This is a genomic window from Lentibacillus sp. CBA3610 (assembly GCF_013373365.1).
Classification (GTDB): Bacteria; Bacillota; Bacilli; order Bacillales; family Amphibacillaceae; genus Lentibacillus.
The window spans coordinates 67,957-93,811 of record NZ_CP035925.1 but is presented as its reverse complement, the minus strand read 5'-3'; the positions used below and the strand labels follow the sequence as shown (position 1 = coordinate 93,811).

The 25,855-nt window shown below is 37.7% G+C and carries 23 protein-coding genes and 1 pseudogene; 2 read left to right on the top strand and 22 right to left on the bottom strand.

The window, feature by feature from the left end; genetic code table 11:
• Positions 1 to 27 precede the first annotated feature (27 nt).
• From Len3610_RS00505 to Len3610_RS00480, 7 genes and pseudogenes are all read right to left on the bottom strand, one after another.
• A complete protein-coding gene (locus Len3610_RS00505) occupies positions 28 to 951 on the bottom strand; it encodes a succinate--CoA ligase subunit alpha (protein WP_176446222.1) in 924 nt (307 codons plus the stop codon).
• Positions 939 to 2,150, bottom strand: a complete 1,212-nt coding sequence (locus Len3610_RS00500; RefSeq protein ID WP_176446221.1) for an ATP-grasp domain-containing protein — start codon at positions 2,148 to 2,150, stop codon at positions 939 to 941. The genes Len3610_RS00505 and Len3610_RS00500 overlap by 13 nt, the downstream gene beginning before the upstream one ends.
• Positions 2,151 to 2,170: 20 nt before the next feature.
• Positions 2,171 to 3,655 (bottom strand): SLC13 family permease, encoded by a 1,485-nt coding sequence (locus tag Len3610_RS00495; protein WP_176446220.1) that lies wholly within the window; start codon positions 3,653 to 3,655, stop codon positions 2,171 to 2,173.
• A 77-nt stretch (positions 3,656 to 3,732) separates the two neighbouring features.
• On the bottom strand, positions 3,733 to 4,602 hold the full coding sequence (locus Len3610_RS00490) for an HpcH/HpaI aldolase/citrate lyase family protein (RefSeq protein WP_176446219.1): 870 nt from the start codon (positions 4,600 to 4,602) through the stop codon (positions 3,733 to 3,735).
• 30 nt (positions 4,603 to 4,632) lie between these two features.
• Positions 4,633 to 5,127 (bottom strand): TRAP transporter large permease subunit, encoded by a 495-nt coding sequence (locus Len3610_RS21560; protein ID WP_369693625.1) that lies wholly within the window; start codon positions 5,125 to 5,127, stop codon positions 4,633 to 4,635.
• Between the two features lie 91 nt (positions 5,128 to 5,218).
• A pseudogene (locus tag Len3610_RS21555) lies at positions 5,219 to 5,899 on the bottom strand (TRAP transporter large permease); the annotation flags it as partial.
• The gene (locus Len3610_RS00480; protein ID WP_176446218.1) at positions 5,887 to 6,384 is read right to left on the bottom strand and encodes a TRAP transporter small permease; all 498 of its coding nucleotides are present in this window, start codon (positions 6,382 to 6,384) and stop codon (positions 5,887 to 5,889) included. The gene Len3610_RS00480 and the pseudogene Len3610_RS21555, both read right to left, overlap by 13 nt.
• Positions 6,385 to 6,775: 391 nt before the next feature.
• Between Len3610_RS00480 and Len3610_RS00475 the strand changes: the two genes are divergently transcribed.
• Positions 6,776 to 7,825 (top strand): DctP family TRAP transporter solute-binding subunit, encoded by a 1,050-nt coding sequence (locus Len3610_RS00475; protein ID WP_176446217.1) that lies wholly within the window; start codon positions 6,776 to 6,778, stop codon positions 7,823 to 7,825.
• A 306-nt stretch (positions 7,826 to 8,131) separates the two neighbouring features.
• On the opposite strand, the gene Len3610_RS00470 is transcribed toward Len3610_RS00475, so the two are convergent.
• From Len3610_RS00470 to Len3610_RS00420, 11 genes are all read right to left on the bottom strand, one after another.
• Positions 8,132 to 9,277, bottom strand: a complete 1,146-nt coding sequence (locus Len3610_RS00470; protein WP_369693624.1) for a M20 family metallopeptidase — start codon at positions 9,275 to 9,277, stop codon at positions 8,132 to 8,134.
• 139 nt (positions 9,278 to 9,416) lie between these two features.
• Positions 9,417 to 10,379, bottom strand: a complete 963-nt coding sequence (locus Len3610_RS00465; protein WP_255259720.1) for a M20 family metallopeptidase — start codon at positions 10,377 to 10,379, stop codon at positions 9,417 to 9,419.
• On the bottom strand, positions 10,273 to 10,650 hold the full coding sequence (locus Len3610_RS00460) for a zinc-binding metallopeptidase family protein (RefSeq protein WP_176446215.1): 378 nt from the start codon (positions 10,648 to 10,650) through the stop codon (positions 10,273 to 10,275). The genes Len3610_RS00465 and Len3610_RS00460 overlap by 107 nt, the downstream gene beginning before the upstream one ends.
• A gap of 186 nt (positions 10,651 to 10,836) precedes the next feature.
• A complete protein-coding gene (locus Len3610_RS00455; RefSeq protein ID WP_176446214.1) occupies positions 10,837 to 12,255 on the bottom strand; it encodes a YfcC family protein in 1,419 nt (472 codons plus the stop codon).
• A gap of 419 nt (positions 12,256 to 12,674) precedes the next feature.
• A complete protein-coding gene (locus Len3610_RS00450; RefSeq protein WP_255259719.1) occupies positions 12,675 to 13,796 on the bottom strand; it encodes a M20 family metallopeptidase in 1,122 nt (373 codons plus the stop codon).
• A 375-nt stretch (positions 13,797 to 14,171) separates the two neighbouring features.
• Positions 14,172 to 15,692: a sodium:solute symporter family protein gene (locus Len3610_RS00445; RefSeq protein ID WP_255259718.1), complete on the bottom strand. Its 1,521-nt coding sequence runs from the start codon at positions 15,690 to 15,692 to the stop codon at positions 14,172 to 14,174.
• A 232-nt stretch (positions 15,693 to 15,924) separates the two neighbouring features.
• On the bottom strand, positions 15,925 to 16,413 hold the full coding sequence (locus tag Len3610_RS00440) for a hypothetical protein (RefSeq protein WP_176446213.1): 489 nt from the start codon (positions 16,411 to 16,413) through the stop codon (positions 15,925 to 15,927).
• A gap of 13 nt (positions 16,414 to 16,426) precedes the next feature.
• Positions 16,427 to 17,509: a zinc-binding dehydrogenase gene (locus Len3610_RS00435; RefSeq protein WP_176446212.1), complete on the bottom strand. Its 1,083-nt coding sequence runs from the start codon at positions 17,507 to 17,509 to the stop codon at positions 16,427 to 16,429.
• A gap of 128 nt (positions 17,510 to 17,637) precedes the next feature.
• Positions 17,638 to 19,080 (bottom strand): aldehyde dehydrogenase family protein, encoded by a 1,443-nt coding sequence (locus tag Len3610_RS00430; RefSeq protein WP_176446211.1) that lies wholly within the window; start codon positions 19,078 to 19,080, stop codon positions 17,638 to 17,640.
• A 1,479-nt stretch (positions 19,081 to 20,559) separates the two neighbouring features.
• Complete coding sequence (locus Len3610_RS00425) at positions 20,560 to 21,414, bottom strand: alpha/beta fold hydrolase (RefSeq protein ID WP_176446210.1); 855 nt, start codon at positions 21,412 to 21,414, stop codon at positions 20,560 to 20,562.
• Between the two features lie 20 nt (positions 21,415 to 21,434).
• Entirely contained in the window at positions 21,435 to 21,821 is a 387-nt protein-coding gene (locus tag Len3610_RS00420) for an SCP2 sterol-binding domain-containing protein (protein ID WP_176446209.1), read from the bottom strand.
• A gap of 520 nt (positions 21,822 to 22,341) precedes the next feature.
• On the opposite strand from Len3610_RS00420, the gene Len3610_RS00415 reads away from it, so the two are divergent.
• Positions 22,342 to 22,563, top strand: a complete 222-nt coding sequence (locus Len3610_RS00415) for a transposase (protein ID WP_176449504.1) — start codon at positions 22,342 to 22,344, stop codon at positions 22,561 to 22,563.
• Positions 22,564 to 22,592: 29 nt separating this feature from the next.
• Here Len3610_RS00415 and Len3610_RS00410 read toward each other — a convergent pair whose 3' ends face one another.
• From Len3610_RS00410 to Len3610_RS00395, 4 genes are read right to left on the bottom strand one after another with little or no spacing between them, the layout of a single operon-like run.
• Positions 22,593 to 23,291, bottom strand: a complete 699-nt coding sequence (locus tag Len3610_RS00410) for an ABC transporter ATP-binding protein (protein ID WP_217994051.1) — start codon at positions 23,289 to 23,291, stop codon at positions 22,593 to 22,595.
• Positions 23,278 to 24,003, bottom strand: coding sequence for an ABC transporter ATP-binding protein (locus Len3610_RS00405; protein ID WP_217994050.1), 726 nt, complete (start codon positions 24,001 to 24,003; stop codon positions 23,278 to 23,280). The genes Len3610_RS00410 and Len3610_RS00405 overlap by 14 nt, the downstream gene beginning before the upstream one ends.
• Complete coding sequence (locus Len3610_RS00400) at positions 23,981 to 24,967, bottom strand: branched-chain amino acid ABC transporter permease (protein WP_176446207.1); 987 nt, start codon at positions 24,965 to 24,967, stop codon at positions 23,981 to 23,983. Before Len3610_RS00400 ends, Len3610_RS00405 begins: the two co-directional genes overlap by 23 nt.
• A gap of 3 nt (positions 24,968 to 24,970) precedes the next feature.
• Complete coding sequence (locus tag Len3610_RS00395) at positions 24,971 to 25,846, bottom strand: branched-chain amino acid ABC transporter permease (protein ID WP_176446206.1); 876 nt, start codon at positions 25,844 to 25,846, stop codon at positions 24,971 to 24,973.
• Positions 25,847 to 25,855: the final 9 nt, after the last annotated feature.

Below are 25,855 nucleotides of genomic sequence, written 5' to 3'. Positions count from 1 at the left end.
TTATTGGGTTCAAATTCAATCAATACCTTATTGTTGCTGATTTACCCTCTTGTCAGAACCTAAAGCTTGTTGCAAAACATCGATCATATCATCATAATTTTCCAGAACGGACGCGCCGGCTTCTCTTAATTTTTTCATTTTTATGGATGGCCTACCAAAATCACCCGAAATCATGGCCCCGGCATGCCCGAATACTGTCCCTTCCGGCATCGATTCCGTAAAGCGTCCGGCAACGTATGAAATGACTGGTTTTGTGAATCCTCCACTTTTTATGAACTCTGCTGCATCTTCTTCAAAAGATGTACCGGGTTCTGAAAAAGTGACAACCGCCTCTGTATCATCATCTTGTTCAAATAAGCAGAGTAAATCTTTGATGTTGGTACCTATTAAACTATCCCCACCAATACCGATGGTCGTTGAGACACCATATCCGGCCCGTTTGACCATCCATGATGTTTCATTGGCCATCCCCCCGCTTCTGGATATGACACCTACATTACCAGGAGCAAAGGTACGTTCGGGGAATTCCCCTCCGATCGATCCCAATTTGATTCGGTCATCAGGATTCACCATGCCAGCGGTATTTGGACCAATAATGTAAACCCCATGTTTTTTTGCGGCTGCAAGCATTTTTAAAACATCTGTTTGCGGAATATTTTCTGTAGTCACCACCAGAACCTTGATCCCGTTATGAATTGCTTCAAGCACTGCATCAAGTGCAAAGAATGGTGGGACGACAATTAGGCTTGTGTTCACTTGATGCATCTCCACCGCCTCTTTCATTGTGTCATAAACAGGGACACCGCTTACAATCTGCCCCTTTTTACCGGGAGTGACACCAGCAAGGATATCTGTTCCATAGTTAATGGTGTGATCGACAATCATAGCCGCTTCCCGTCCAGTGATCCCCTGAACAACAATTCTTGAATGTTTTCCGATCAAGATCGCCATCCATATACCTCCTCCATACGCTTAACCATCTTTAAAGCAGCTTGCTCAATTGTTATTTCCTCACCGTAGTATGTCACATTGGCATCCTCGAAAATTTTTCTCCCTTCCTCATCGTTCACACCTGCTTCCCTTACAATCACCGGGAATGTGTCGAGATCGATTTTCAACTCTTTCAATGCTTTGACGACCCCTGTGGCCATCACATCAATTTGCGTGTTGTTAGAAATGTTATGAGCCACGTATAACCCTTTAACTCCTTCTTTCGACAGTATCCCTTTTGTCAACCCGTATACTTTTTCAACCGGGGGGTTACCACCTGTTTCGGTATAATTCGCAGGTCTACCCCCGTGACGCGTCAGGGCGTCAAAACTTAAAAGACTCCCACCGCCACCTCCACACATGAATCCGATTTCTCCTCCCTCCATTTCGGTATAACGTGCAGTCCCACGGTAATCTGCATCATTGACTTCAATCATTTGTTTTTCCAATTCTGTCAATGGCCGCCATGACCTTTCACTACCCACTTCGACCATCCCTGCTAATTCTTGTTGACGGCGAAGGGCTGTGTCGTCCACCCCCATAACCGAATCGGCCACAACAAGGTCTTCGTCTTTTGTGAGGGCTAAAGGATTAATTTCAAGAAGGTAACAATCATATTTTAAAAAGACGCCGTAGAGCTTGGAAAGCGTCTGTGTGGCACGCACAAGTGCTTTTCCCGTAACACCAAGGGAACTCCACAATTCCTTGATTTGAAACGGCTGTACCCCTTCAAAAGGATCAGCATGAATAATGGCCATTTTTTCCGGGTCGTTTTTCGCTGAATGTTCAATATCAACACCCCCGTGTGTTGAGACCATAATAACAGGCTTTTGCTTTTGGTTATCAATACTAATGGAAACGTACCATTCTTCCTTAATTTCAAGTTTTTCTTCAACTAACACCTGCTTTACTGGGAAATTATAAACAGTCATTCCTAAGAGTTCCTCAGTTTTCCGGTGAGCTTCCGCAGCCGTTCCAGGAAATTTAACAGCACCGGCCTTCCCCCGTTTTCCAGCAGGGATCAGAGCTTTTAATACGACTCTTTGTCTATCAGCTATTTTTCTGGATTTAATACCAGTATCAACAACCCAATTATCCGGGGTTTTCACACCATTTTCCCGGAGTAAGCTTTTACCGAAATGCTCCAATATTTTACCCATATTTAATCCCCCATTTTTTATTATGAAACAAGGCCTAACCATCTCCACCAGGTCAGCCCTATCAAAATGGTCAACCCTATCATTAATAGTGTCATATAAACCCCAGGCTTTAAGTAATCACGTTGGGATATTTGTCCTGAACTATATACAATCATGTTCGTCATGGTTTCCACAATAAGGATATAACCGTGTAAACAAGTAATGGCTGCTGTATAAGCAATTAAAACCGGATTAACTCCTGCCTCGATGGAAAGGCCAATATAAATCGGTATCAACGTGACGACAGCTGTGGAGACGTTTGAAATCAACAAGTGAATGACCTGCGTAGCAACCAATACAAAAATCAATGCCAATAATGGCTCTTGCATTAAATATAAAATCCAGGAGGCATCCCCAAGCACCTCACCAATTTGTTCTGCAGCACCCGAATCATTCAAGGCGTAGCCCATCGAGAGTGTTGCACCCAACAATAAAACGGTATTAAAGTTTATCTTTACAACACTTGCCCAATCAGCACAACCAATTCCAGGAAACGTCATCAGAAACACACCAATTAAAGCAGGAATACTCGGATGTAGTCCGTGAAGTGGCTCAGACATCCACATCATAACCGTGAACGATAGAATAACCAAGCACTTTATTTCTTTATTGTCCAGCGGGCCGAATTGTTTTATTTTCTGTTGCATTTCCTGTTTCAAATGTGGAAAGGAGGACTCCCTTTCTCCTAAAGGAAAGCTTTTCAATAACAGAAACCAACTGCCCGGGATCAATGCTAGCCACAGTGGTAATGAATAAATGAACCATTCAAAATAAGTGATATTGACTTGAAGTATTTGATTAAGTATGTCCACTGCTAAAATGTTTCCGATTGCAGCTGTCATAACAGCAGTGCCGCTGATTGTACATCCGTAAGCGACTGCAAGTAAGATCATTTTCCTCAAGGGACTATCCCTTTTTGCCCCAACCGTATCAAGCACATTGATTGCTATAGGAAGTAGCAGACTAGTCCGGACGGCGGTAGCAGGAATGAAGAATGCCTGTACTTGGGGGATGACCAAAACACTCCCAAGCAGGCCCTTTGCATTCCCTCCCCACCTAGACAATATAAGATAGGTGATACGTTGTGCCAACCTTGTTTCATTTACAGCTTGAGCAAGCATCATTCCACCGATAATCAAAAATACAGCAGGCGAAGCAAACCCACTATAGACAACCTCAACAGATACGGGATTAAGTAACAACATCAACAAGAGTACCAATACAGCCGTTAATCCTATCGGTATTGTTTCAGTCACCCAAAGCACAAGGCACCCGGTAACAATTGCTACCATTTTTCTTGAATCTACATCAAATGAACCCGGCAATCCGTAATAAACTGATAAAAAAGCTGCAACCGCTCCCACTATCCCTATTATCTGCTTTTTTTGCCTTAGCCATCTTCTTTTATTCGAATAATTGGTTTTTTCGCCAGTGTACACGCTTTCTTTCTGAGAAACATCACTCATATTCTGTCCTCTCCAGTGAAACAAACATTTACTAAAAAAACCAAAATAGTGTTGTGATTGACTTATATGCCAGCGAATTAGCTTTTTCTAACCAAGTCCAACATTTCTTTAGCCTTTTTATATACAGGATAATCCACAAGTTTATTATTGACAGAGATGGAGGCTAAGCCTTGCCGTTCGGCTTTTTCAAATTCCTCAACGATTTGTTTTGCTTCATGTAACTCTTCTTCCTTGGGTGTGAAGACCTGGTGTACGTCTTCGATCTGCTTTGGATGGATAATCAGTTTCCCTCCAAAACCAACTCTTTTGGCCATCATCGCCTCATTACTTAGTCCTTCTGGATTGTTCAAATCAATATAAACAGTGTCAATAGGCTTACCTATCCCTGCCGCTCTGGAAGCAATTACGATTCTGGAACGAGCATAAAGGAGTTCATTACCGCTTGCAGTCAGCTCACAACCTATATCCAGAGATAAATCAATAGAGCCTAAAGCAAGATTAGATACAAAAGTGTGCGAATTAGCAATTTCATATGCAAACTCAATTCCCTTTGCAGTTTCCAACAGCGGAATGACCTTAAGATCCATTTCATTCTCATTCGACGCTGTTTTTTCAAAAATATTTTTTGCTTCGTCGCAAACTTGGGCAACTTCTTCTTTACTTTCGGATTTTGGAATGATAATACCATCCACGCCACTTTCTACCGCTGTGTATAAATCTTTTTTCCAGTACGACGTGGACGTATCATTGATTCTCACATAAATTGGTTTCCCACCTGCAAATTCATTCAAAGCTTCCTCTAATGATTCTCTGACAGTATCTTTTTCTGAATGAGCTACCGCGTCTTCAAGATCTACGATAATACTGTCGGCATCAGATTTTACAGCCTTACCTATCATGGACTGCTTTTTGGCAGGCACAAATAAATAAGAACGCCAAACATTCATTTGCAAACATCCCCCTATCTAAACTAATGATCATTCAATAAGAAACAATGAGATTTGCGGGAATACGACGATGATAATCAAGACTATAACGAATATCCCAAAAAAAGGTACAACCCCTCGTATAACTTGTTCGACTCTTTCTTTAGCAATCCCGCTTACCACAAATAGATTTAACCCGACCGGCGGTGTAATCATACCAAGTTCCATATTCACAACCATAATGATTGCAAAATGAAACACATTAATATCCAACGTTTGTAATATTGGTAGGAAGATCGGCAATGTTATCAGAATGATCGCAGTCGGCTCCAGGAACATCCCAAGCATAAAAAATAGAATACTTACAATCAGCAAGAATGTCCACTTGTTAAATCCGCTGTCAGTCACCCATTGTGCAAAAGCTTGCGGTACTTGCTCTGTCGTCAGGAACATACCAAAAACAAGCGCAGCAGCGATCACCAGAAAAATCATTGCTGTCGTATTTATTGATTGTTTCGTAATACTGATGAAATTTTTCCAGTTCATTTCGCGATAAACAAAAAACTGAAATGATAATCGAATATAATACAGCCAAAAACGAAGCTTCGGTCGGAGTGACAACTCCCATATAAATGCTTCCAAGTATGAGGATTGGCATGACGAGACCCCATATTGCTTCAAGGGTAGGTTTCCAACGATTGGACATCGGGACCTTTTCCAATCCTCCGTAATTATTTTTATTGGCAACAATTATAGCTGCAATTATCAGCACAGTAACCAGCACAAGTGCGGGTAAAATGCCCGCAGTGAATAATTGACCTGTCGATATCTCAGCAACCGATCCATAAAGTATCAACGGAATTGATGGTGGCATTAAAATCCCTAATGTCCCTGCCGTAGCAACAAGACCCATCGAGTATTTTTTATCATATCCCGCGTTCACCATCATCGGTATCATGATTGCCCCAATAGCTGCAGCAGTAGCCGGGCTTGAACCGGAAATTGCCGCGAAAATCATACAAGCGACGATTGTTACAACAGAAAGCCCACCCTTCGTATGACCAATCCAAGCTCTAATACACTCTATCAAGTATTTGGATATACCACCTTGAGCCATTAATAACCCCGCAAACACAAAGCCAGGAATCGCCATAAGGGTCGTATTGTTGACACCTGTGAACATTTTTTGGATAACTGTATCTAACGAAAAACCAACTAACCATAAGGCGACAATACTGGAAACCCCTAAACTTATTGCAATAGGGACCCGTAGGAAAGCTAATACGAATAATAATACGATCAAAATTATTGTTTCCATTCTGTATTACCCCCTTCATGCAGTTCCTCTTTTTTAACAAAAAAGCGAAAGGCCTTTTCGACAAAGCGGATGAGTAGTAGTGAGCCGCCTATCGGCATAATCAAATAATTGATCCAAATCGGAAACTCAGCATCGAGTGTCGTGATTTCCTGTTCATATGCTGTAAGAACCATATCGGTCCCTGTCCATATGAAAAAAAGACTGAAAGCGATTCCAACAATGAGCGTAAGTAATTCCGAGATTTTTTTCATAACGGGATTAAACCGTTCATAAAGTATGTCTATCGTAATATGCTTATCATCGCGTAAAGCGGTTGAAAAGCCGATAAATATCGCCCACACAAGAAACATGGTGAAAAATTCAGTTGCCCAGGACTGTGAACTGTTCATCACGTAACGCATGAAAACAGCGTATAAACTGATTGAAATCCCGACAAGGAAAAAAATAATAGAAATGGTATTTTCAATCTTATCCAGTATTTTCATTGAGAACCCCTTTCTTTACTACCAAAATTAACTTCTCTAATAGATGCTTATTGCAACAAATTTTTAAAATGTCAATAATCATTCCCCTTTCTTGTATTTTGGATACAAACTTTTTGGATACTGAGTAAGGATATGATAATACAATTTAATAATTATGACAAGTGCAAATTTATGAAATGTGAAAATTTATTAATTATTCTTTACTTTGGTTGTGAACTATGATAATTTAGTTACAATCAATTGTATCCAGAATCCTGGAGGTGAAGTTGCCATGAATTGAAAACCCTTTCAACTAAATTTTTATGGGAGGTGATAAATGGGATTGATTAGGTAATCTACAATGAGTAAATTTTCCAAAGTAACTTTACAAATCATAGGGGGTAGAAAGTTCATGAAGAAAACACAGTTTGGTTTATTATTCTTGATGTTTGTATTGGTTTTAGCAGCATGTGGTGGTAATGATAGCGCATCTGGTGAAAGTGATGATAACGGCGGTGAAGAAATTCAAGAAACAACAATCAAATTCTCCCATGTGGTTGCCGAGAATACACCTAAACACCAAGGTGCTTTAGCTATGAAAGAGTATATTGAGGAAGAATCCGACGGTAAAATCACGGTGGAAATTTATCCGAACAGCTCACTTTTTGGTGACCAGGATGAGTATCAAAACTTAGCTTCAAACAATGTGCAGTTTATTGCACCCGATATTTCCAAGTTTGTCGGTAATAACCCACAATTCAACGTACCTTCTTTGCCTTTCGCATTTGACAACGATGCTGCAGCGTTAGCATTTTGGGATGGGGAAAAAGGTCAAGAGATCATGTCCAGTCTTACCGATGACGGAGTTCTCGGTCTCTATGTATGGCCAAACGGCGGAAAACATCTCACGAATAACGAGGTCAAGATTGATTCACCAGAGGACCTTGAAGGATTGAAATTCCGTACACAAGGAGGTCAAGTGCTTGAATCCATTTACAATGAAATGGGAGCTGGGTCTGAATCAATCCCATTCGGCGAATTGTATAATGCCCTTGACCAAGGTGTTGTAGAAGGACAAGAAAATACTTTCAGCAATATTGAATCCAAGAAGTTCGACGAGGTTCAACAACACTTGACGGTGATGAATCATACACGTGTGGATTATGGACTCTTCACCAATACAGAGTTTTGGGACGGCTTGAACGAACCTACTAAAGAAATTGTCCAAGCCGGTGTCGAAGAAGCAACCGAGGTTGCCCGGGAACAAGCGAAAGCTTTGAATGATGAAGGATTCGAAATCATCAAAGAACGGGGCAATGTAGAAATTACAGAATTAAGTTCTGAGCAAGTTCAAGAATTCCGTGATTACCTCGAGCCAATTTGGGATGAATATGAAGATGAAATCGGCTCTGATGTATACGAAGCGGTACGTGCTGCAAATGATGAGCATGGAGACACTTAAGTATATGCTCACTAATCAATTTGAATTGTGATGTAAAAGGGGCTGGGATAAAACCCCAGTAAATTTAAAAAAACAAGCGTGGTGCCCACCATTATGAACTGGTGAGGGTGCCACGCTTATTTTAGAAGCAAAAAAGGTCACACACGTAAGTCGCAAACTCGAATAAGACGTATACAAAACGCTGAACTTGTCGTCATTGTCGATCTAACGTTTTTATGGCAATTGATCAACATGAGAACAGCAGAGATCATTCACTTAAATCAAATATCGTTACCAGATGCACCATAGATTATCTATTTTCATATTTTACTTTGTTGGCTTACTTAAATATTTTAAAACATTAATAAATAATATGGTTCTCTCTTTAAAGCTATCTACTAGTAAATATTCATCTTTACTATGCTGTTTTCCACCAACTGGACCCATACCATCAACAGTTGGAACATTCATAGCTGCTGTAAATGACGCATCAGATCCCCCTCCAGTTGCTGTGTGTTTTATGTCTAACCCAAGTTTTTTCCCTTCATGTTGTATTATCTTAACTAACGTTTGTACCCCTTCATTGAACTCCATTGGCGGTCTATTGATTCCCCCTGTTAAATCCAAAATGGTTCCTTTAATAGTTGTTTTACTGCCGATTTTTTTGATTTTTTCATCAATAATTTTGCCTTGATTTACAGTGCTAATTCTAACGTCGATTTCTGCTTCTGCAGCTGGAGCGACGGTATTCACTGAAGTTCCACCTTTAATTAAACCAACGTTAACATTTAAATTCTCTTCAGGTTCTGACAACGCTTGTAAATCAATTATTTTATGTGCCAATTCTTCTATTGCACTAATTCCACTTTCCGGGTCAATACCAGAATGCGCGCCTTTCCCTTTAACTTTAAGCGAATAGTATCCCATCCCTCTTCTTGCACTAACAATCGAACCATCCTCTCGAGCTGGTTCCAGAACGAGAACACATTTTTTGTCTTCAGCTGCATTTTCAATTAACTCTCGTGATGACTCGGTACCAATTTCTTCATCACTATTTAACACAATTTCTACATTCTCATAACCTGAAATATTATTTTCTATTAACGCTTTCAGACTAAAATACAGCATGACCAGACTGGATTTCATATCAATGACACCAGGACCATATGCTTTCCCGTCGGCAATTGTAAAAGGTCTCTCTTTTGCTGTGCCCTCCGGGAAAACAGTGTCCATATGAGCTACAATTAAGATTTCAGGTTTCACAGCCTCTTTGTGACGAATAACTAAATTATTCCCGAAGCTTTGAATCTCTTTTTCTGTTATTAAATACCCAAGCTCTTCGTATTTATTTTTTAAAACATGGCCGACTTGATCAATTCCTTCTTTATTATAAGAACCACTATCGATATTCACCAATTCTTCTAACATACCTAACATAGCATCAAAATCTTTTTCTATATATTCCCTCATCATAATATCTCCTTTTCACTTATCCTTTCCTGAACCCTTTCGTCCACTCATCTAACCAAATATACAGACTTGGAATTTTTTATAGCTGCCAAGCTCTAAATGTCATTGAGTTAGGACTCAGTAACTTGCCCTATACGCGTTGTCAATATCCACTCAAATAATTTCTGGCAAAAGTAGCTAGAACTTTCGTTGTTTGTATAAGATCATCAATTCCCATATTCTCATCATAATTATGAGGGTTGTTTTTTTCAGGATTACCAGGTCCAAAATTAATCCCCGGAATTCCATTTTTGATAAACCAACGAAGATCTGTTTGACCGAGCATACCTACTACCGGGAGCGATTGACCGATTACTTCATTACATGCTTTTTGGATTTCTAAAATAAAAGGCGATTTGTCATCAATGATCGTAGGTTCTGTTTGCATTTCTGGTATATTTTCAATGACTATTTCCATTTGTTCGTCCTCTTTTTCTAATTGGTTTATCAAGTTTTCAACCCGGTTGTAAATTTCTTCAATTGTATGTTCAGGAGTGACTCGAAAATCTACCTCAATCTCGCACAAATCGGGTACAACATTTATTTTTGTCCCTCCTTCAATCATACCAATATTAACAGTCGTATAATCCATTCCTGGAAAGGTGTATGTTTCTTTTTCCAACTCTTTTTGCAGTCCTGATAAGCCATTTATCACCTTAGCCATTTTTTCAACAGAGTTTACCCCTTTCCATTTCCATGCCGAATGTGAGGAAATCCCTTTAGAAATAATTTTAAGTTGAAGAACTCCAGGCATTGCACGTACAATTTGATCACTATAACCTTCTACGACAACCATATCTCCTGAAATAAACTTATTCTCCAAAATATACCCAGCGCCAAGCATTCCTCCCGTTTCTTCATCACAAGTCAAAACAATAGAAATGTCACCCCGGAAAGGGATTCCCGATCTTTTTAATGCCAGTGCCGCCATAACGTACGAGGCGATCCGTCCTTTCGAATCAAACGCACCCCTTCCATAGATACGCCCATTTTCTATCCGGCCCGAGAAAGGAGGATAGATCCACTTTATTCGGATCACCAGCAGGAACTGTATCCAGATGTGCATTTAGTATTAAATTTTTACCATTGCCAGTTCCCTTTAAGGTAGCTATTACATTCCTGCGGGCTGTAGTTTTACCCACCTTCTGAATCAATTCATCAGGAACATCTATAACATTCACTTCAAATCCCAGTTCTGTTAATTCTTTTTCTAAAAAATCACTTATTTCATCATAATTACCTGGTGGGTTTACACTTTGAATTTGAACTAACCTTTGAAGAAAGTTAATAATTTCGTTATCCATTTTATCTACTGTCTGTTGGATTTTCTGTTCCAATTATTTCACATCCTTTTTATTCTTATTTGATTACACTTGAAAAGGGGATATTAATTTTCATATACATTGCAAGGATGTCATAACTTGGATGTCATGTACGGTTCATTATGTTGGCACGAAGTGAACAAAAGAAAGTAAAGGTTTTCTTAAAGGAAACCAGTATAGTTTGGCAGACACTTAAAATTTCTAAAAAGGACCATAATTACTAAATATTGCATAACTAATAGCTAGGACACCAATAACCACCCACATTAGTAATAATGGAAAGACAAATCTCACCCATTTTATCCACTGTACTTTACCCACAGCTAAAACTGCCATAAGTACACCTGAGGTAGGCGTTATAATATTAGTAAATCCATCCCCCAATTTAAATATCAGGACACCTGTCTGTCTTGTTAAACCTAATAAGTCAAGCAGTGGGACCATCAATGGCATCACTATTGACGCTTGTCCGCTACCTGAAGTGACCAATAGATTAAAGATTAAATTAAATGCGAATAGCAACTGGCCACCAATAAATACGGATGTCGCTTCCAGTGGACCAATAGCAGCATGAACAATTGTATCAATTATCGCTCCTTCTTCTAAAACAACAATTACTGCTCGCGCAATTCCAACGACCAAAGCACCATAAACAAGCGATCTTGCCCCGTCCATAAATGTGCTAATGAATTGATTGGGCGTTATTCTGGCAATAAAAGCAACCACTACACCCATCATTATAAAAATCGCTGATAATTCATTTATACTCCAGCCATAATTAAAAGCACCAAATACAAAGAAGGCTATAAATACAAAGAAAACTAATATAATGAGCTTTTGTTTTCCTGTTAAAACTGTATCAACATTCTCAACGGACTCTTCTTCTACGCTATCTGCAAATAATTGCGGCCCCATTAGAGATTTCGCCGGATCATTTTTAACCTTCTTAGCATAAAAGTTAATGTAAATAATAGTTACTGTAATAAGGGCTAAAAACATAAAGATACGGAGGGAAATTCCGGAAAAAAGTGGTAATTCTGCAATAGTTTGAGCCAGACCAAGTATAGTCGGATCAAAAATCCCGGCAATCATACCTGCGTAATAACCTAAATACACAGTTGCCACACCAGTTATTGCATCTAAGTTAAGCGAACGTGCCAACGCTATGCCTATGGGTATGAAAGCAATGACAGCATTTGGTGCAATGCCAAGAGAAGCCATTACGCCAAATATACCGGAGACAGTTGTAATCAGCAGCATATATCGACCTTTTGCTTTGTCAATTAACGTATTGATACTTGAATTAATAGCACCCGTTGATTCAATTAAGGCCACAACCCCACCTATTATAAAGATTAAAAATATAATATTTGCTGATTCGACCATCCCGACTGGTATAGAACGAAATAGTTCCACTAAATTAGTAGGGTTTGATTCGGTAGATGAATAACTGTCAGGAACTACCTGTGTAATATTATCGACCGTCTCTCTTTCATAAGAACCGGCAGGAACTAAATAAGTGGCAATAGATGCCAGTAACACGATCCCAAAAATAATTATAAATGCATCAGGCATAGTAAAGCGTTTTTTTAAACCAGTTTTTGTTTGTTTTTTTTTCATACTACTTACCTCCTTGTATATTATGTTTAGACCTAATTTTCAGGTCTCTAAAAGCTAGATTTGAACCTTGAAAATTGAATATAAGCTCACCCTTCCTTTAATAGGAGGTGAAGGACATAGCTTCGTAAATGAGTGTTGCTTGCGGAGTAGTTAAAATATTTAAATATTGGTTTGCCTAACGAAAAACTCATTGTCAAGAGACATTAATACCACACCTTTTTAATATTGACAATAATTTTTAGGTTACCGTACGCATACTTTCCAAATCACAAGCATTTTTCAAGATAATCATGAAGGATATCGCACCCCATGGTCGATATGACTTTGATAGCGTAGATCAACTACATGCTGTAATTACTTTTCAAATCCTTTAAAAAGGCAAAAAAAAGCACATTTGGTGTTTTTTTCGTTTTTAATTCTTATAACTTCAATAGTAAGCGTGCTAATAAGGCCGTTCTATTAGGAATTTCATCAATCTTAATATGTTCATGGAAAGCATGTGGACCCTCTCCAACTGAACCTAATCCATCCAAGGTCGCTACGCCTATAGCTGCAGTTAAGTTTCCGTCACTAATTCCTCCGACCGATTCACCAGTTATGTTAAAGCCTAATTCGTTAGCGCTCTTACTGGCGAGTTCAAATAAACGTGCTGATTCCTCATTTCCTTCCATAGGAGGCCTATTAATTCCACCTTCAATTTGCACTCTTGTTTTGGAGAATTTCGGCTGCAAATTCAATATTTCCTGTTCAATTCTTTCTCCCTCACTTTTTGTAAAAAAACGAACATCTATTTCTGCTTCAGCATTGTCAGACACAACGTTACTCATTGTTCCGCCTTTTACTACCCCAACATTAACTGTAGTACCTTGGTCCAGATCAGAAAACCCTTCCAAAATTCTTATTTGGTGAGCGATTTCATGGATAGCACTGGCGTTTACGTCTGGATTATTCCCAGCATGAGAGGAAATGCCTTTCACAGACATTTTAAACTTGGCCGCTCCCTTTCTGGCTATTTTCAATGCTCCTGTTTTTGCATTTGGCGGTTCTAGCACCAAAACTGCTGCACTTTTTTTTGCTTCCTTCTCAATTAATTCTCTTGATGTTGGACTAAATAGCTCTTCATCAGCAGTTAATAAAAACGCAATTTTTTTGTTTGTGCTTAACTGTAAATCTTTAATTGCTTTCAACGCCCATATACCCTGGATGATTCCTCCTTTCATGTCATGAATACCTGGTCCATATGCACGTGAGCCTTCGATTTGAAAACTTAGTGTGCCTTTCTCCCATACAGTATCATAATGGGTAAGAATTAAAATTTGTTCGGCCCCTTCTCCAAAGTCAAATTTTAAGTGGTTACCGACATCTCTGTTCGGATATTCCTTTGACACAGAGCCCAAACGTTCAGAGATAAGTTGTTTCAAATATTGTCCACATTCATCAACCATCTCTTTATGTAAAGATGGCGAATCATGAATAACTACATCCTCTATATCTTTTACAATTGCTCTCTGATTTTTATTTAAGTAATTCAATATTTCCATTATTAACCCTTCTTCTCATTATTGTTTATTTTTCAAGTACACAACCATAATGTTCAAAATATATATTGTTGAAATTCTCAGTACTTCCGCTAAAATATTGGCAAATATGTTGCTCCCCTCTGCGATAGATTTAGTTGAAGCCTGAAATTTGCTATAACTGGTTAGTATTATCAAAAAAACGTCCAATCCCTATATATAAGAAAGTCCGAATAATAACAGTTGACTCACTCTCGCCAATTTGTGTCACCATTATAAATATGTTTCTTCAGTTTTCTCTAATACCCTTCAAAAATAAATGGCGCAAACCCCCTTCTGAAAACAGATGGGGATTTCGACGGTTTATAAATGGACAATACTCATAAGCATATAAAAATCTTACAAAGGATTTTCTGTTTTATTTGACTCAAACCAATCATCCTTCTTAATATCACCATAAGAATCTGTAGTAGTTATTGTGACTACGTACATGACAAATAAACCAACTAAAACACTGATACCTGAAGCCCCAAAAGGATTAGAGAAATCAAAACCAAATGGTAAATAAACTACCCAATACACGATACTCCCTGCCAAAAGCGAACAAATTGCAGCTTTTTTGGTAGCTCTCTCCCACAAAGCACCTAATAATATTGGTCCAGCGGTGGCGGCCATTATTCCACCTATCCCAATCCATAAGAAAACCGACAAAGATTCGGGGGGGGACAATGCTAGCAATACTGCAACAATAAGCACAACGATTGTACTATATCTACTGATAATCAATTCATTACGTTCCGCTTTTTCTTTTGAAACATTTATTCGTGGAACAATAGTTTTTCTATATAAATCATTAGCTAACAGTTGTGATAGTGAAACCACCAACCCATCTGAAGTTGACATAACAGCAGACAACACCGCGACTGAGAAAAACGCCGCAATAATCGGAGGAAAGACTTCACTGAAAAGAACCGGAATAATTTGGTCTGGATGAATGCCCGCATCACTACCTATCACAGCGATTCCCAACATTCCTCCCAAAGCCATTAATGGTAGTGTTGTAGCAAAAATAGTGCAGTACATTATTAACTTACGAATATCTTTTCCACCTTTAACAGCCATGAACTTATTACCCAAATGAGGCTGAATAGCAAATGGCAAATGGGCGATAAATAATAAGGCCACCAACCAAAATGATCCATAGGTATCGTCTCCAGGAAGAAACAGATGGTTAAAATCCCCTTGTGGCTTCTCCGCACTAATGGTTTCTAACATTGCTGAAAATCCGCCGTTTACTCCGGCACCTACGACAAAACAAAGAAAAACAGTAATAGCCACTAACAGCATTAACAGACCTTGAAAGCCATCAGTAATAATATCTGAATGTGAACCACCCATAAATACATAAATCCCGATAACAACAGCTGTAAGAATCAAGCCTAGTTCATAATCAATTCCCATCATTGTTTGGAACATTGTTGCAGCAGCTACAAACTGTGATATGACATAAAAAATAAGGAGAACTGAAATGACAGTTAATGCAATTCTTAAAAACTCACTCTTATATCGTTCTCCAATGAACTCAGGAATAGTTCTGGTTCCAAACTCATCCCCGTATTTTTTAATAACTTTTGCTATAAATAACATACCTATCACAGTCGCAATTGGATATAATAATGGGTACCAAAGACTAGGGGTCCCTATATCATAAGCAAGACCAGGCATTCCCATAAAAGTTGAACCACTTGCCATACCAGCTGAGATAACTAAAGCTATTACAATAGGAGAATAGCTTGATCTCGCAGTTGCAAAATCATCGGCAGTTTTCGTTCGCTTCATTCCTATCCAACCAAAAAATAACATACCAAAGATAAATAATCCCATAAAGATCCATGAATAAGTTACAATTTGAGCATCCACCTTTTCTTTCCCTCCTTAGTTTACAAAAAATCAGCCTTGTACCATTTTAAATCCAGACAGTGAAGAACCTTTTTTCTATGCCATCTGTCAGTCTTCATCAGCTAGTTAAATCTTCATAACCAAAATTCCAAAAATAGATAAGGTTAATCTTTGAGGAGATTTGTTTTAAAAAGAACGACTGCCATGCCAACCCAAGTACCAAGTATACAAACGGCCATAATGAGTAAGAAATTCAACTTATATCCCCCCTTTCTCTATAAAAACTTTGTATAATAACATAATTCTTCAACTTATCATAACTTTGAGAACTAGGCTCATATAGATAACTCACTTCCTTTTTACCGAAAGTCTGTCTTTTGTTTTCAATTTGATATGGGATGTATACTTTAGAAATATTTGTACATTTTAATTCTGGGATTTTCCAGGATCTCCGACGATAAATGAAATACTTTTTCAAAGCTTCAAAACTGCTTTTATAAAACTCATTTTCATCAATTTTATAAGCAATCAATTCCTCATTTTTCACTTCCTTGGATTCACAAACTGGTACTGTGTCAATTATACTCGAGTGGTTTGTGACACCATCTCCTAACGTAAGGATTTTCTCTCTTCTTATCCCAAAAAGAGTACGAAATTTAATGAACCATTCCGCATAATATTTAGGATAATAACAATTAAATAAACCTTCTTTGTGTTCAGCCATAATTGTATTTATTATCATTTAAGTACTCACCTTAAAACACAATAGAGGCTCGGTTGACTTCTCTTTTAACAGAGCTATCCAGAGCCGCTTCTATTTCTTCAAATGTGAATTCTCCATCAATCATATCTGCGAATGGGTATTTATTAATATTGTCTGAAACAAAATCTAACGATTTCTTCAAGTACCATGGATGATATCGAACAATTGGGATAATATTGATTGACTTTCTAGTAAGTAAGCCTGGGTCAAAAGAAGTTGACTTACCTGGCGAAACATTACCAATAGAGACATACCTACCACTACCAGCAACCAACTGAACACCTTCACTGAAGGCATCGGGGACTCCGCTTAATTCCATACCAACGTCAGCACCTTTTTGATTCGTTAGGTCATAAACTCTTTCCGACCGTTTCTCTACTGTTTCATACTCTTTAAAATCGATAGTATAGTCTGCACCAAATTTATAAGCATTCTTCAACCTATTATCCACCCCATCAATTACAATTACTGTTGCCCCTTTTTCTTTTGAAATTGCTGCAGCATTCAATCCTAAGCCGCCAGCCCCTTGAATCACTATTGTTTCGCCATATTGCAGATTAGCCTGTTCAATTCCAAAATAGACTTGTGACAACGCACAGTTAGCACTGGCTGCAATAACATCTGGCACATTTTCAGGAACTTTATAAAAATAGAAATCAGGATGAACATAATAATGAGTAGCGAAACTACCATGAAAATGTGGTGATTCTTCAGCCGGTTTATTCCAGAACTCATACGCATTTTCACATAAATTAAATGCACCCTTTTGACACATCTTACATTTTCGGCATACCTGGAAATATGTTGATGCGACCCTATCACCAATATCCAGTTTGGCTCCTGCAAAGTCAGTATCTACGCCTTCTCCTACACTTATTACTTCTCCTACCATTTCATGACCAAGTACTCCTGCTTTCTTTGTAGGATGCTCCCCTCTCCATATGTGTATCTCGGAACCACACACATTTGATCGTCTAACCTTTAGCAGGATTGATCCCTTTTCAGGAGTGGGTAATTCATAATTTTCAAAGGCCATTACTTCGGGTTGTTTCATTTCCGCTACTTTTCCTTGCATATTTATTTCCTCCCTCTATAATATTCGCACTTACTAGGAATGCGCTTTCAATAACCTTTAACAACAATGTTCCTATCATATTGATACAAGCTTGGCATTTTTTCCGAAAAAATCATTCGATTATTTCATTAATTTTTAATCTTTATTGCTACATTCTTGACTTGTGTATAATGCTTAAGCGACTCAAGGCCTTTCTCCCTTCCAAAACCGCTCTTACCTTGACCACCAAATGGCATTTCTACTCCACCACCAGCTCCATAATTATTAATGAAAACTTGGCCTGATTTTACTCTGGAAGATAACCAAAGTGCTTTATCTATATTCTTTGTCCAAATACCGGTAACTAGTCCGTACTCAGTACTGTTAGCCAATGCCAATGCCTCCTCCTTAGACTCAAATGTTAAAACAGTGACTATCGGACCGAACAGTTCTTCCTGAGCTAATCGACTTTTTTCAGAATCCGGCACCACAATCGTAGGTTCAAAAAATAGATTGCTTGGCATATTTTTTTTACGGTTACCGCCTTGTAGAATTTTAGTTCCCTCTTCTTTTGCAATATCCATATATTTCTCTAAATTTTTAATTTGTTTTTCAGAAACAATAGGGCCCATATCATAATCATCCAAACCAGGGCCTACAGTGATATTTTTCATTATTTCACTTACTCTATCTAAGAACTTATTCTTTATACCTTCCTCGATAATTAACCTTGTACCCGCTGTACATGTTTGACCACCATTTTGAATCAAGGTTTTGACTACCCATTGAGCTGTCTCTTCAAATTCTGCATCCTCAAATACAATGTTTGGCGATTTGCCACCCAACTCCAATGTTAAAGATTTTATATTTTCAGCTGCATTTTTCATCACTGAAGAACCAGTAGGAACTGAACCCGTGAACGTTATATGATCAATATCCGTATGTGATGACAAAGCCGAACCAGCTTCTCCCCCATAACCTGTTATTATATTAATAACCCCTTTAGGAAAACCCGCTTTTTCACTGAGTTTTGCGAGATGAAGCGATGTAACAGATGTATCTTCAGCGGGTTTAACCACAGCTGTATTCCCAGCAGCCAATGCTGGAGCTAGACTCCGTGCTGTCATTTGAATCGGATAATTCCAAGGCACTATATGTGCGGTAACCCCAAACGGTTCACGTACTGTATAATCTAACATTTCAGGGTTGATGGGAATTGTTTCACCCAAAATTTTATCAGCTGCACCCCCAAAATACTCGAAATATCTGGCAGCCACTTCAACATCGGTTCTGGCTTGGGTCAACGGTTTCCCCATATCTTCAGTCTCTAGTTCAGCTAAGTGCTCTTTATTTTCCCTAATAAGATCAGCCATATGAAGTAACTTTCTTCCCCGCTCAGCATACACCATCTCTTTCCATTCAACTGATTCAAAAGCCTCTTTGGCAGACTTGACAGCTTTATTTATATCTTGCTCATTACCTCGGGGGAAATTAGCAATTTCCCTCATATTTGCAGGATTAACAGATTTTATTATATCGTTTGATTCACTATCTACCCATTCACCATTTATAAACATTTTTAATTCCAACACTATTTTCACTCCAAACTGTTTTTCCACCAAAACGGTGTACTTAATAATTAACTAATAAAATCCAGAATCTTAAGAGCATGCTCAACAATCAAGGGCAAAATAAAGATATTATTTACACCTGATACACCACCGAAGATTATTCTTAAGGCATGAACTCCGTTATCAATTCCGTCAGATATTTCATTGGATTCTCCCTTAACTGCTTTTTCTTTGCTCGTCAGTCAATTTAGCTACATCAAAACTGTCATCTTTCCATATAAGTTTTTAATAGTTTCTTTACCCGATATCAACTGCCAAAATCACTCATAATATCACCTCTACTTTCAATACTCAATTTACGAAAGCGATTTCATAATTCTTGGATTTTGTAGATTGGATACAATTTATTTTAGCAAACTTCAGAAAGTTTGTAAACCCAATATTAAAATTTAATTTTTTATTATGTATTTTCTGAATCAGTAAATCTCTGAATGTTTCCGAGAAAAATAGGATACAAAAGTATGAGTCCAAAAGTCTATGCATTTCCTACGTGTATTCATAATATGTTTAAGCGTAGTGAATTATTTCGTCTTGTTAACCATGTCAAAATAAAAGTATTCAATGTCACTATTGCTTTTCCACAAAATTTAATTATGTATAAAATCAAATTTCGTAGAAAACAACCTTACCTTGAAGTTTTATGCCATGACTTTGGCATTAAACCAGATTTTTGAACGTATGTTACCCCTTACATGTATATGATCAATATACAACAGAATCTGCGTAAAATCTATGGGAGTCCTTCAATACCAGCTCTGTCATATAATAGTTCTTTATGACGCTCAGTTCACATCTGGCTGTTTATAAATTATTATACAAATGAAGACGTGTTGATACAGTAATTTGTTCCATAAATTTAAGGTTTTCCATATGATTCCTGCCTTTTAGGTAGAGCCGGTTTTCATATACCCCAAAATGCAAATTACGGTTCATAAATTTTTAACACCAACTACTTGACTTTTACCGTAGTCTAAATGTATATTTTTATCCTATATCCAATTTTATTCTAATTATTTGAATGAGTCAGTAATTTAAATAAATAATATCTTACCAACTCTTACCTTATATTAATCTTCTTTTAGCTCCTCCATCCTGAAACATTTTATTTAAGGGGAACAAAGGGTGTTTAAATAATGAAAAAATTTTTTGTCATTCCAGGCGGGTTAACAAAAAATGCCAATCAGACTTCTTCAAGGAACTATTTACTCTAATTTATCAGTTAAACCATTCTGAAAGAGATAATCAAAAATAACGTGGTATGTAAGCTTTAAGAATTCAATATGTTTCTTCAACGACATAATGAACCGATTGCGGTTAAGATAACATTACCTGTACACAAAAATCCCGCAAAGGAGCTTGCGGGATCTCGTCTGCCTACTAAACTGTATACTTGAATAAATTTAAAAGGAGTATAAATGGAATCGCCGTTCTCTATCGCAATTATGATTCGTTTAGTAATTTATCCAATACCGGTAGCAAATAGGTCTTGAACTTTGCTGGGTTTTCAGACATCGGAAAATGCCCAACCTCATCCATCTGTGTATAAGTTGATCCTGGAACTTGCTCATGCAGTAATTTACACTTCTCAGGGGTGGCCGACCAATCGTATTCCCCACTCAAAATATGAAGGGCAACCTTATTAGTATCGATGTTTCTGGCGGTCTCCGTAGTGTCGTAGTCAATTCCGTAATAGTTGAGATCACCGTAAAATACTGGAGGAGCGCCTTGACTATACATCCAAATAGTTTCGTTCTTGTTTGCATCTGGACTCTGTGGAGCCATCATCGTGTACATCAAGCTGGGTTTTGAGTCATTGCTAAGACGAGGATGATGCCACCACGGCATAATATCCTGTATATCGTGGCTTTCCATAGCACCTTCAAGGGCAATACAAGCTCTAAATTCATCAGGATGGTTTAAGGCAAGATCAGCGGCTAAATGACCGCCCATCGAACACCCCATGAACACAGGTTCGTCAAGTCCTAATTCATGACTTAAATTAATTACGAATTCCCTGAAAAAGCTTTCGGTAAGCTTATATTCTTCTTTCCACCATTCTACTCCTTCAGGGGGAAGTGATTTTCCATGATAGGGAAGATCATAGGCAATGACCCGGAAGTTCTTAGTAACGTCAGGGTCATCTAAGATATGACGATATTGACGACCGTCAGATCCGGCAGTATGTTGACATAATATTGGTATTCCTTCGCCACTTTCTTCGAAGTAAACCCTATATTCAATTCCTTCGACTTCTATGAATACATATCTTCCGGTTATGTTGGTTTTCTTTGACATGATATTATCCCCTTTCTTTATTATTTGCTGTTGCGAGCCATTTGAAACAGACGACGAAGCGCCATGTGAAAACCAAAGAACTGTTCTAAGTCTCCCTCAATTGTTACATCGTGATGAAGCCATGCTGAAAAAATATCTTGATAGAATGGTGGAGGGTTATCTCCTAAAATCTTATCCCAATCCTCAGTTGGGGCGTAAATCAAGAAATCACATTCAGTAAACAAGGGAGGGTTGTGTTTGATGCGCTCAATATCACCCTCATGCATTTGAAATACGTAGGTTTCTTCACCAATGATAATTTTGAAGCTACCTTCCCACTTCCGTGCTTTTAAGGCAAACTCAGCGTCATTATTCAACCGTTCACGAATTTGCTCAGTTGTGTCACCTATTTTCAATGACATGCTCATTATGGTTAAATCCTCCTTATGTTAATAGCTAGTAATTTGCGTAATAATGCTGATGTGGATCAATTTTGGCCGTCACCTGGATTTGTATCATAAATCAAGGTATCCGACATGGTAAAAAGACGAATCGTTCATTTGGAAGTGGACTATTTCATTTTACCAATGTTATCACCTCCCAGCTTTCACTATTTCTATTTTAACTCTTATCCTGTCTCCCACACTACCAAAATTACCTTAAAATATAAATAATTCATGGAATTAAATCTAATTTGAGTAATACAAAAATTATTGACGTATCCATCATGTTTTCCAAAAAGACACCTTATATTTTAATTTAAGCGATATAAAGTATCGAGGCCTTTTAAAGCATAGTAAATTTTTCTAGTTCATAAATGAATGTCCTTTTGTTAAAAATGGTAATAATTACGATGTTATTTACTCTGCGAAAAAGCATAAACCCTTATATTTAAAGAAAATACAAAAGATCAATTCGTTACAATAACCATGCAGCCGTTGAACCTGTATCAAAACCATTCAGAACTGGGAGACAGAAATTATCAACTATCATCGACTGCGATTTATAAATGCGGTTGTGAAAGGACGCCATAATAAAATAAAAGCTTTACAACGGCGCCATTGTTTCACTCGTAATCGGAATGTATACAAAGATCGTATCTTAGTCGAGTGTAACTTAGCTTACATGCAAGAGACTGCTTCAACCATAGATTTTGGTGTTGAGCCATAAAACTTTATTCTTGATTTCAATTAAGCTATTTATATTCCCAGATAAGCCTCTTTAATATCTTCACTTGTTTCTAATTCATCTCTTGTACCAGTAAGATGAATTTGACCTGTTTCTACTACATATCCCCTGTCGCAGATTGCTAATGCCCTGTGAACATGTTGTTCAACAAGTACAATTGTTGTTTCCTTTTTTATCTCCTCTATATTTCTAAAAATTTCATCGGTTAAAACGGGCGCTATACCTAAGGATGGTTCATCTAATAGAATTAGTTTAGGCCTAGCCATCAACCCCCTCCCAATAGCTAGCATTTGTTGTTCTCCACCAGATAAATTCCCGGCCAAATGGTCAATTCTTTCTTTTAATCTTGGAAAAATATCAAGTACATATTCAAGAGAATTACTTCTCTCTAATTTTGCCCTTTTGTTATAACTACCTAAGATTAGATTTTCCCGAACGGACATTTCTGGGAAAACTTTTCTTCCTTCTGGAACATACGATATCCCCATTTGTACCATTTTATGCGCAGAAACTGATGAAATGTTTTTTCCTTCAAATTCAATGGCGCCTGTTTTTTCGACTAATCCCACAATTGATTTTAAAATTGTTGTTTTTCCTGCTCCATTTGCCCCTATAATGGCAATAATTTCTCCTTCGTCAATCTCTAATGACAAGTTCCAGACTGTTTGTATTTTTCCATAAAAACTGTTTAATTGTTTAACTTTTAACATACTCATCCCCCAAATACGCTTTTATAACATTTTTATCATTTACTACATCATTAGGTTCACCTTTAGAAATCAGACTACCATTTTGAAGGACGATTATAGAATCTGATACCGCCATTACTGCTTTCATAATATGTTCAACCAGTACAATAGTAACGCCTTCTTTATTTATATCTTTGATCAGTTGAATAGATCCATCCACTTCAGAAGGTGTTAAACCACCCATTGGTTCATCCATTAACAAAAGTGTCGGATCAGTTGCGAGTGCACGTGCAACTTCAAGACGCTTCAGGTTTCCAATAGAAAGTGATCCTGCCGTAGTATTTTTTAATTCCTCGAGATTAGTTTTTGTTATGACTTCCTTCGCCTTTTTTCTGGCATCCTTTATATTTTTACTTTTCGAAAGACATGCAACCATAAGGTTATCGAAAACACTTAATTTTGCAAGAGGTTTTACAATCTGAAAAGTACGGGCAAGACCACGATTATTTAAAACATAAGGTGGATTTCCGTTAATTTCCTTCCCTTCAAAAATAATTTTTCCTTCTGATTGAGAGAATACCCCAGCAATCATATTAAAACATGTTGTTTTTCCAGCTCCATTCGGCCCAATTAATCCCAAAATCTCTCCTTTTCCAACTGAAAAAGAGACATTTTTAACAGCATTTAATCCACCGAATTTTTTACTCAAATTATCCACTTTTAGAATAGTCACTCTCATCTCCTCCTTTCGAAAAATATTGACGTATTTTTTTGATTCCATCTATAATACCACCAGGAAGGTATACAATGATAATCATAATAAATAATCCATAGATTACTAAATAAAGAGATGAAAAAGATTGGAACATTGGCACTTCTTTTAAATATTCCTGAAGAGTAATTAAAATTGTGGACCCTATAACAGGACCGAGTATTGTTCCAATCCCACCCAATACAGTTACAAATATCATTTCTGCTGACATATGAACGGTTAATGTCATTTCAGGATCAATAAATTTGTTATAAAGCCCATAGAATCCTCCAGCAACTCCAGCTAAAAATGCACTGAAAAAAAGAGCTGTACTCTTAGTCCTAGTTGAGTTAATGCCCATTGCTTCTGCTGCATCCTGATTCTCCCGAATTGCAATAAAACTGTAACCTGCTTTAGTTTTCATAAGATAATAACAGGACAAAGATACTATAGCAGCTAATAACAAAGCTACAAAGAAATATTCGTCATTTGAGAATATTTCAATCCCTAAGAAAGTTGCATTATTCGAAAGCATCATTCCCTCTCCACCATTAGTAAGCCCTTTCCAATTTCTTGCAACAATATGTAGTATTTCAGCAAACGCCAATGTAGCAAGTGCAAAGTATGGCCCTTTTAATCTAAAGATCAATAAACCTAATGGAAAAGAAAATAGCCCAGCAAATAAACCTCCAACCAACAAAGTTAGAATCATATCTAAATTAAGGCTATTGGTGATAATCATAGAACTATATGCTCCAATTGCTAGAAACATCGCATGACCAAAGGAGATTTGCCCCGTGAATCCACCTAGAAGATTCCATGCCTGCCCGAGCATAATCCAAATTAAGACGGTTGTTAATATAGAATACAAATATAAATCTGCAAATAAAGGAACAATAACAGCAATTATACCGGTTACGATCATTACATAAATGACAGGTTTCATCAATTACACTCCTTTCCCAAATAATCCTTGGGGCCTGTATAATAGAACTATTAAAAATATTATGAGCCCAAACACATCTCTATAACCCGTCCCCCCAGGAATATAAGTAGCTCCAAAACTTTCAGTTACCCCTAGTATTAATCCTCCAATAGCAGCTCCAGGAATGCTACCCATCCCTCCCAAAACAACAATGATAAACGATTTCACTAGATAAAGTGATCCAATACTAGCATAAATAGGGTATGTTGTAGCCAGGATACTTCCTGCAACCCCCGCAAAAGCTGCACCTAAGCCAAATGTTAAACCTGAAATAGATGAAACATTTATACCAACGATTTGTGCCGCTTGTGGCTCTTGTGCCGAAGCTCTCATTGCCAGTCCTATATCTGTTTTAGTTAAAAATAAGTGTAGGAGACATATTAATATACCTGTAACAAAAAATCCCATTAATAAAGCAGAATTAAATGAAACACTCCCTATATTAAGCACGTTGTTTTGCCAGAACAAATTATCTCCTGTTAACCTAGAGAAATTCGGTCCCAAAAGAAATGGAAGTGCCATAAAGTTAATTAAAAAAATACTTGCGCCAGCGGTCAATAAAAGGGTATTCTCCTCTCCACCCTCTTTAGCTTTTTCTACAAAAAACCGGTATAAGAGATAACCTACAAGAAAACAAGCAGGTGCAGAAATAATAATACTTATAAATGGATCCAATCCTATACTGGTAAAGAGAAAGTAGCTTACAAACATACCTATCATTACAAATTCACCATGTGCCATATTAATCACACGCATAACTCCAAATATTAGAGTCAAGCCAAGTGCTATTATGGCATATACTCCACCAATCATTAGTCCGTCAAATAATGTTTGTACCATAATGGTCCT

Bases quoted from the DNA above. Each gene is read 5' to 3' on its own strand.
- Len3610_RS00400 (WP_176446207.1), bottom strand. From the start codon at position 24,967: ATGAAACCTGTCATTTATGTAATGATCGTAACCGGTATAATTGCTGTT.
- Len3610_RS00410 (WP_217994051.1), bottom strand. From the start codon at position 23,291: ATGTTAAAAGTTAAACAATTAAACAGTTTTTATGGAAAAATACAAACA.
- Len3610_RS00425 (WP_176446210.1), bottom strand. From the start codon at position 21,414: ATGTCAAAGAAAACCAACATAACCGGAAGATATGTATTCATAGAAGTC.
- Len3610_RS00440 (WP_176446213.1), bottom strand. From the start codon at position 16,413: ATGATAATAAATACAATTATGGCTGAACACAAAGAAGGTTTATTTAAT.
- Len3610_RS00475 (WP_176446217.1), top strand. From the start codon at position 6,776: ATGAAGAAAACACAGTTTGGTTTATTATTCTTGATGTTTGTATTGGTT.
- Len3610_RS00465 (WP_255259720.1), bottom strand. From the start codon at position 10,379: ATGCACATCTGGATACAGTTCCTGCTGGTGATCCGAATAAAGTGGATC.
- Len3610_RS00450 (WP_255259719.1), bottom strand. From the start codon at position 13,796: ATGGAAATATTGAATTACTTAAATAAAAATCAGAGAGCAATTGTAAAA.
- Len3610_RS00435 (WP_176446212.1), bottom strand. From the start codon at position 17,509: ATGCAAGGAAAAGTAGCGGAAATGAAACAACCCGAAGTAATGGCCTTT.
- Len3610_RS00470 (WP_369693624.1), bottom strand. From the start codon at position 9,277: ATGATGAGGGAATATATAGAAAAAGATTTTGATGCTATGTTAGGTATG.
- Len3610_RS00505 (WP_176446222.1), bottom strand. From the start codon at position 951: ATGGCGATCTTGATCGGAAAACATTCAAGAATTGTTGTTCAGGGGATC.
- Len3610_RS00480 (WP_176446218.1), bottom strand. From the start codon at position 6,384: ATGAAAATACTGGATAAGATTGAAAATACCATTTCTATTATTTTTTTC.
- Len3610_RS00455 (WP_176446214.1), bottom strand. From the start codon at position 12,255: ATGAAAAAAAAACAAACAAAAACTGGTTTAAAAAAACGCTTTACTATG.
- Len3610_RS00495 (WP_176446220.1), bottom strand. From the start codon at position 3,655: ATGAGTGATGTTTCTCAGAAAGAAAGCGTGTACACTGGCGAAAAAACC.
- Len3610_RS00420 (WP_176446209.1), bottom strand. From the start codon at position 21,821: ATGAGCATGTCATTGAAAATAGGTGACACAACTGAGCAAATTCGTGAA.
- Len3610_RS21560 (WP_369693625.1), bottom strand. From the start codon at position 5,127: ATGAACTGGAAAAATTTCATCAGTATTACGAAACAATCAATAAATACG.
- Len3610_RS00395 (WP_176446206.1), bottom strand. From the start codon at position 25,846: ATGGTACAAACATTATTTGACGGACTAATGATTGGTGGAGTATATGCC.
- Len3610_RS00500 (WP_176446221.1), bottom strand. From the start codon at position 2,150: ATGGGTAAAATATTGGAGCATTTCGGTAAAAGCTTACTCCGGGAAAAT.
- Len3610_RS00490 (WP_176446219.1), bottom strand. From the start codon at position 4,602: ATGAATGTTTGGCGTTCTTATTTATTTGTGCCTGCCAAAAAGCAGTCC.